This is a genomic window from Staphylococcus simulans, assembly GCF_003043455.1.
Lineage (GTDB): Bacteria > Bacillota > Bacilli > Staphylococcales > Staphylococcaceae > Staphylococcus > Staphylococcus simulans_A.
Genome location: NZ_PZGG01000082.1, coordinates 1 through 7,034, shown reverse-complemented (window position 1 = coordinate 7,034; position 7,034 = coordinate 1). Strand labels below are relative to the sequence as shown.

Genomic DNA, 7,034 nt, shown 5'->3' with positions numbered 1-7,034 from the left:
CTACATGTACAGAGGGATGTCAACCGGAATTCTGAAAATTTTTTAATTTCATACGTGAAAACGTTTTTAATAATTACATATTTCATATTTAAAGCAAACAAACATTATAGTCAAAAGCAGTTGCATGCCATGTTACAATATAGAAGACGAAATTTCTGCACGCATGCAGAATAGAAAATAGGAGATTTGAAAATGATAACAATCAACAATATTGATCAAATGAATCAATTTGCTGAAATACTGACAAAGCATTTACAACCCAAAGATTTAATTTTATTAAATGGTAATTTAGGTGCAGGGAAGACGACTTTAAGTCAATTCATCGGTAAGCATTTAGGAGTGAAACGTACGATTAACTCTCCAACTTTCAATATTATTAAATCTTATAAAGGTACGAACATGAAATTTCATCATATGGATTGCTATCGCTTAGAAGATTCTGATGAAGACTTAGGGTTCGATGAATATTTTGATGATCATGCAGTGACAGTCATTGAATGGAGTACTTTTATTCAAGACTTGCTGCCAGATAGTTACTTAACTATCAATCTTACTGCTGTAGATGAGAATAAAAGAGAAATTACAATAGAAGCAAAAGGTGCACATTATGCACAATTGAAGGAGGACGTGACACGTGAATTACTTGCTGCTGGATACATCCAATAAGCCTATGTCGCTTGCAGTGATGCAAGATGAAAATATATTAGTAGAACATACCACAAATATTAAACGTAATCATTCTGTTCAATTGATGCCGGCGATTCAAAAGATTATTGAAGAAGCAGGTATAACTAAAAGAGACATTGATGCAATTGTCGTTGCTAAAGGTCCTGGTTCTTACACAGGATTAAGAATCGGTGTTACGACTGCTAAAACTTTAGCTTATGCATTGAATACTGAATTATATGGTGTTTCTTCATTAGAAGCTTTAGCAGCAACAGTGCCAGATATACAAACTGAACAGTTGATTGTGCCAGTATTTGATGCAAGACGAGAAGCGGTTTATACAGGTGTCTATCAATATCAAGAAGGTCAACTTGTTAAGGTATTAGAAGACCAATATATGTTGATATCAGATTTGAATGATTTCCTTAATCAACAGCAACAACCATATGTTTTTGTAGGTCATGATTTAGAAAACATTACTGAGTTGCTAAACGGACCTATTATCCATCAACTTCCTAATGCTAGCGTAATGCAACACTTGATTAAACAACCAGAAAACATCCATACCTTTAAACCAGATTATCTTAAACTTTCTGAGGCAGAACGAAATTGGTTAAAAACGCAACAGAATTAGAAGGTTTGAATATACGATTAATGACTGTAGAAGATGTGCCGAAAGTTTTTGATTTAGAACGCATGTGTTTTAATGATAGTTCTTGGACCATCGATGCTTTTTATCATGAAGTCGAACGTAATCAGTTTGCACGCTATTTTGTGATGCAGTATGAACAAGAGATTATTGGTTATATCGGTATGTGGACAGTCATTGATCAAGCACAGATTACAACTGTTGCGGTAACTGAAAAGATGCGTGGGTATGGATTAGGAAAATTAATAGTAGAATACGCGATGAATTTCGCCAGACAAACATGTGATGTGATGAGTTTAGAAGTACGCATTGAAAACAGCATTGCACGTCGAGTATATGAATCATTAGGATTTAACTACGGCGGCAAACGAAAAAATTATTATGGAGAAGGCGAGGATGCACTCGTAATGTGGGTGGATTTATAATGGAAAAAGATACATTAATTTTAGCAATAGAATCAAGCTGTGATGAAACAAGTGCCAGTGTGATTAAAAACGGTAAAGAAATCTTAAGCAATACTGTGCTGAGCCAAATTGAAAGTCATAAACGTTTCGGCGGTGTAGTACCTGAAGTGGCCAGCAGACATCATGTTGAAGGCATCACACAAACGATAGATGAAGCATTAAAAACAGCACATACAGATATGGAAGAGATAGATGCGGTTGCAGTGACTGAAGGTCCAGGATTAATCGGTGCACTTTTAATCGGAGTGAACGCAGCAAAAGCTTTAGCATATGCATATGATAAACCGTTAATTCCAGTGCACCATATTGCTGGTCATATCTATGCGAATAATTTAGAAGAACCATTCGAATTTCCGTTAATGGCACTGATTGTATCAGGTGGTCACACGGAGTTAGTTTATATGAAAGATCATTTAAACTTTGAAGTTATCGGTGAAACAAGAGACGATGCTGTAGGTGAAGCTTATGATAAAGTCGCACGTACGATTGGATTACCTTATCCAGGCGGACCGAAAGTCGATCAACTTGCGACAGAAGGCGAAGATGTCTATAACTTCCCACGTGTGTGGTTAGAACCGGATAGCTTTGATTTTAGTTTCAGTGGTTTGAAAAGTGCAGTCATCAATAAATTGCATAACTTGAAACAAAAAAATGAAGAAATTATTCCTGCAAATGTAGCAGCAAGTTTCCAAAACAGTGTGGTTGAAGTTTTAGTACACAAGGCGATAAAAGCGTGTGAAACTTATCAAGTGAATCAATTGATAGTCGCAGGTGGCGTCGCAAGTAATAAAGGCTTACGTAAAGCACTGAAAGAAGCATGTGCAGAACATCAGATTAAATTATCGATTCCAAGTCCGAAATTATGTACTGACAATGCGGCGATGATTGGTGCAGCAGGTCATTACTTATATGAAGCAGGATTTAAAGCGGATTTAGATTTAAATGGTAAATGCAGTATCGATATTGAAGAATTTTCAGTAGAATAATTGATTGAAAGAATCGATTAATAAATGAAAAAGTAGAGAAGCGGTCATTTCGCTTCTCTACTTTTTTGCGTTTTTTAAAGCATTTTGATATACCGTATCAGGAAACTGCATTAAACGTAATAATTCAATCGCATTACGTGTATTCGCTTTGCCCGGTTTAATTTTATAGTCAAAATAAATTTCATCATCTTTGATTGTTTCATTAAAATGATAATTCGCAAAATCATTCTCAAGCAGTTGTGATAATTCAATATCATGCGTGGCAGCAATGATCCGATAGTTAGAATGTTCTGCGAGATAGTTTAATACAGATTCAGAAGCAGCTATACGTTCTGTCGTATTCGTACCTTTGAAAATTTCATCAATAAAGCAATAACAATAAATTTCTGTTTGATTCATTAAGCGTAAGATGGATTTTAATTCTGCAATAAAGTAGCTATCGCCACTCAGTACATCATCTTGATTTGCCATAGAAGTTAATATCATACCAGGCTTATATGTAAAATGATGTGCCAATGCTGTCTCAACAGTCTGTGCTAATATCAAATTGAGCGCAACAGCTTTCATGAATGTCGATTTACCTGATGCGTTTGAACCTGTCAGCAAAATATTTTGTTGAATGTTTAAATCATTTGGGACAGGTGTAGCAAGTAATGGATGAACCAATGCATCAAATTCTAATTCAGGCTGTTTTGTGATTTCAGGTTGTGTATATGAAGCTAAAGTTTCTTGCCACAGGGCGACTGCATAATGATTATCTATTTCACTGATATAGTCATAACAAGCCATCAGTTCATCTTGATGTTTCGTGAAGGCGTTTTGAACTGAATTGAAAATAACATAATCTAACATGAAAGCAAGTTTAATAAATTCGGCCATCGCACCGCCTTCGTTATCAGGTGAAACTTTACCTAATAGGGGACTGAATCGCTTTGCTTTCGCAAAGTGTTTAAAATTCACATCAAGCTTTGGTGCGTGTTCAAGTTGATGAATGCGTTCAGCTTTTTTAATCACATTCACTGAGTAAAAAGTTGCGTTTATATATTCAGAGTAATGCTTAGATAACTTACCACTCAGAAAAATATTCAACACAATCGTAAAAAGTAATATTAATAAGCCAGGCCCCTTCAAAATAGGTACAAGTATCAAACCAATAATAGGAAGCAACGGACATAAGTAATAAATGTTTTGCATTTTAATCGGCTTGATTTGATTAGGAAACATTGGATAAATCGTTTTGCCAATTTGTGATAAATGTACCGACACACTTTGACGAAAGGTTTTATGATTTTTAAAATTGTTAATCAAGTTTTGATTGTTAACTTTAAACATGCCTCGAAGTGTCGAATATAAGCGCATTTCACCGATGGCGGTAAAATTATAATTCAGTTGCTGGAATAAGTCATCTAAATTTAAATCAGACCATGTTTTATCATCGAGTGTATGGTCATATTCAGAATGATATGTATCATATTGATAGCGATAATGTTGATTGGGTCGCACAAAGCTTTCAGATTTAGCACGTGCTTCCCATAAAGCACGAACACGTTGTGCAGCACGATATTTTTGATAATAGGTCAATAGTATATATAGAACCGTTATCAATAACCACATCAATACTAAAAATAAAAATATATTAAGTACACTATTCATATAAATAATACCTCTCTATTTGTATTCATTAATTATAGTATCTCATAACAGGAGGTTAGCGCCAACTTGAATTAAATCTATTTCTGTCAATAGCGAACATGCGTACTTATCAACAAAAAGTGTATAACTTGTGGATAAGTGTGGGTAAAAGGGTGAATAACTGTGGAAAGTGATGTGAATAGACTTTGAAATAGTGTCTTTTTACCTGTGGATAAAGTGGATAACTCTGTGGATAGTTGATGTTAAGGGATTTTTAATGTTGATAATTTTGTTAAGAAATTGTAATAAAAGAGGACTAAAAATGAAGTAATCATTTCCAGTCCTCGGTAACCTTTATGGTTTATATCATTTTTTCTTGTAATTCTTCCCACGTTTCCATAACGTGTTCGAGTTGTTGTTCGATAGTCTCTTTTTCTTCAGCTAACTGTGCAGCTTTTTCTGGGTCATTAAAGACTTCAGGTTGTGTTAATTGATGATCGATGGTTTCAATTTGTTCCTCGAATCTTTCAATTTCAGCTTCACAATTTTCAATTTGACGTTCTAGTTGGCGTTGTTCTCTACGTTGTGCTTTTTGATTTTCATATGAGTTTGTATTGTCTTCCGTTGCAACTTGCGCTGCTTGTTGCGCTTCGTTTTTTGCTGCAATCGCTGCTTTTTCTTCTGTTTTATCTAAATAATATTGGTAGTTGCCAGCGTAAACAGTACCGCCATCTGGTTGCATATCAAAAACTTTATTCGCAAGTTGATTAATAAAGTAACGGTCATGTGATACGAAGATTAAAGTACCTTCAAAATCTTGAAGGGCTTGTTCTAACATTTCTTTAGAATCGATATCTAAATGGTTGGTAGGTTCATCAAGGATTAAGACATTATTTCGTTCTAACATTAATAATGCGAGTTGCAAGCGAGCTTTTTCTCCACCTGATAAATCGTTGATGATTTTTTTAACATCATCTTGAACGAATAAGAAACGGCCTAACACTGCACGCACATCTTTTTCTGGCATAGTAGGGTATTGATCCCATACATAATCTAAAATAGTTTTATTCGATTTGAATTCTGCTTGTTTTTGGTCGTAGTAGCCGACACGTAAATTTGCGCCATGAATAATTTCACCGCCTAATTTAGGAATACGGTCAGCTACAGTTTTAATAAATGTAGATTTACCGATACCGTTAGGTCCGATGACTGCTAAATGATTTCCTTTAGTGATTTCCATTGTGATAGGGGCAATCACAGGTTCTGCATAACCGATTTCTAAGCTTCTGATATGGTAGACGTCATTACCTGTATTGCGATCAAAATCAAATTGAATGTTCGCGCTGCGGGCATCTAACATCGGTTTATCGATACGTTCAATCTTTTCTAAAACTTTTCGACGGCTTTTTGCCATACCGCTTGTTGATGCACGTGTGATATTTTTTTCGACAAACGTTTCAAGGCGTTTAATTTCAGCTTGTTGGCGTTCGTATTCTTGCATACGTTTTTGGTAGTATTGATCACGTTGTGTGATGAACTTGCTATAGTTGCCGACATAGTGTTGAACTGCACCTAATGCAACGTCGTAAATTTGGTTGACTGTTTTATCTAAGAAGAAGCGGTCGTGACTGATAATCACGATAGCACCTTTAAAGTAATTCAGATAATCTTCAAGCCATTGCGTTGTTTCCATATCTAAATGGTTGGTCGGCTCATCAAGTAATAATAAATCAGGTTCACTCAATAACATTTGTGCGAGTGATAAGCGGGTTTTTTGGCCGCCGCTAAAATCATTTACTGGACGATTGAAATCTTCTTCATTAAAATCCAGTCCGTGTAAGACGGTTTTAATCTTACTTTCAAACTGATAACCTTCTAAGCGTTCAAACTGGTTAGACAAAGCTTCGTATCTTGCCATATGTTCTTTAAAGATATCAGATTCATATTCATCTGCATGATCAGCTAACCAATTCGTTTCTGCCTGCATCTCTTGTTCCATTTGTTTAAGATGCGCAAAAGGTTTAGACATTTCTTCCCATACTGTATGGTCAGTATCTAAGGTCATTTGTTGTGTTAAATAACCGACTTTTAAATTTTTAATTTTTGAGACATTACCGCTGTCATAACCATCCACACCGGCAATGATTTTCATTAAAGTTGATTTGCCTGCGCCATTTCTGCCGACAATACCTATTTTTTCATGACTCTTTACTTCAAAGTGGACATCACTAAAGATTTCTTCCCCGTCGAAGGATTTTGAGACATTGTTAAGTTGTAGTAATATCATTCAAATTTATACGAGATTTGTCTGTAAAATATCTCGTAGTCCTCCTTCCTAAAAAAGCGTCGCTTAGTTACTATTATAAGCGCAATTGGCATGAATTCCTAACATATCATGCGAATTTACCTGATTGAATATTTTGTCTGAAATTTGTGTCAATACACATTTAATACAGACCATTAATTATGATTTGTTTTAAAAAAATGTGTTCAAAACAAAATTCTAATCGTATAATAGTTAGTATATTGCTGTAATTTACAAATGCAATTATGGATCTTTTAGTGTAATAAAGAGCGTATTCACTAAAATGTTGATAATACAGTCATTCCATTTTCTGAAATCATACGGTATACTTA

At 35.0% G+C, this 7,034-nt stretch carries 6 protein-coding genes; 4 read left to right on the top strand and 2 right to left on the bottom strand.

The window, feature by feature from the left end:
• Positions 1–192 precede the first annotated feature (192 nt).
• Genes tsaE through tsaD form a run of 4 tightly spaced genes read left to right on the top strand, consistent with a single transcriptional unit; the run spans position 193 to position 2,765 of the window.
• Positions 193–666: a tRNA (adenosine(37)-N6)-threonylcarbamoyltransferase complex ATPase subunit type 1 TsaE gene (gene tsaE / locus BU038_RS11205; RefSeq protein ID WP_107606109.1), complete on the top strand. Its 474-nt coding sequence runs from the start codon at positions 193–195 to the stop codon at positions 664–666.
• Complete coding sequence (gene tsaB, locus BU038_RS11200) at positions 635–1,300, top strand: tRNA (adenosine(37)-N6)-threonylcarbamoyltransferase complex dimerization subunit type 1 TsaB (protein ID WP_107606108.1); 666 nt, start codon at positions 635–637, stop codon at positions 1,298–1,300. Before tsaE ends, tsaB begins: the two co-directional genes overlap by 32 nt.
• Positions 1,276–1,740 carry a ribosomal protein S18-alanine N-acetyltransferase gene (rimI, locus tag BU038_RS11195; RefSeq protein WP_341776489.1) on the top strand — a complete coding sequence of 155 codons (465 nt, stop codon included), beginning with the start codon at positions 1,276–1,278 and terminating at the stop codon, positions 1,738–1,740. Before tsaB ends, rimI begins: the two co-directional genes overlap by 25 nt.
• A complete protein-coding gene (gene tsaD / locus BU038_RS11190; RefSeq protein ID WP_107606107.1) occupies positions 1,740–2,765 on the top strand; it encodes a tRNA (adenosine(37)-N6)-threonylcarbamoyltransferase complex transferase subunit TsaD in 1,026 nt (341 codons plus the stop codon). The genes rimI and tsaD overlap by 1 nt, the downstream gene beginning before the upstream one ends.
• 57 nt (positions 2,766–2,822) lie before the next feature.
• Here tsaD and BU038_RS11185 read toward each other — a convergent pair whose 3' ends face one another.
• The gene (locus tag BU038_RS11185; RefSeq protein WP_107606106.1) at positions 2,823–4,418 is read right to left on the bottom strand and encodes a MutS-related protein; all 1,596 of its coding nucleotides are present in this window, start codon (positions 4,416–4,418) and stop codon (positions 2,823–2,825) included.
• Positions 4,419–4,758: 340 nt separating this feature from the next.
• Complete coding sequence (locus BU038_RS11180; protein ID WP_107606105.1) at positions 4,759–6,684, bottom strand: ABC-F family ATP-binding cassette domain-containing protein; 1,926 nt, start codon at positions 6,682–6,684, stop codon at positions 4,759–4,761.
• Positions 6,685–7,034: the final 350 nt, after the last annotated feature.

Coding starts and splice junctions, on each gene's coding strand:
- tsaE (WP_107606109.1), top strand. CDS start 193: ATGATAACAATCAACAATATTGATCAAATGAATCAATTTGCTGAAATA.
- tsaD (WP_107606107.1), top strand. CDS start 1,740: ATGGAAAAAGATACATTAATTTTAGCAATAGAATCAAGCTGTGATGAA.
- BU038_RS11185 (WP_107606106.1), bottom strand. CDS start 4,418: ATGAATAGTGTACTTAATATATTTTTATTTTTAGTATTGATGTGGTTA.
- BU038_RS11180 (WP_107606105.1), bottom strand. CDS start 6,684: ATGATATTACTACAACTTAACAATGTCTCAAAATCCTTCGACGGGGAA.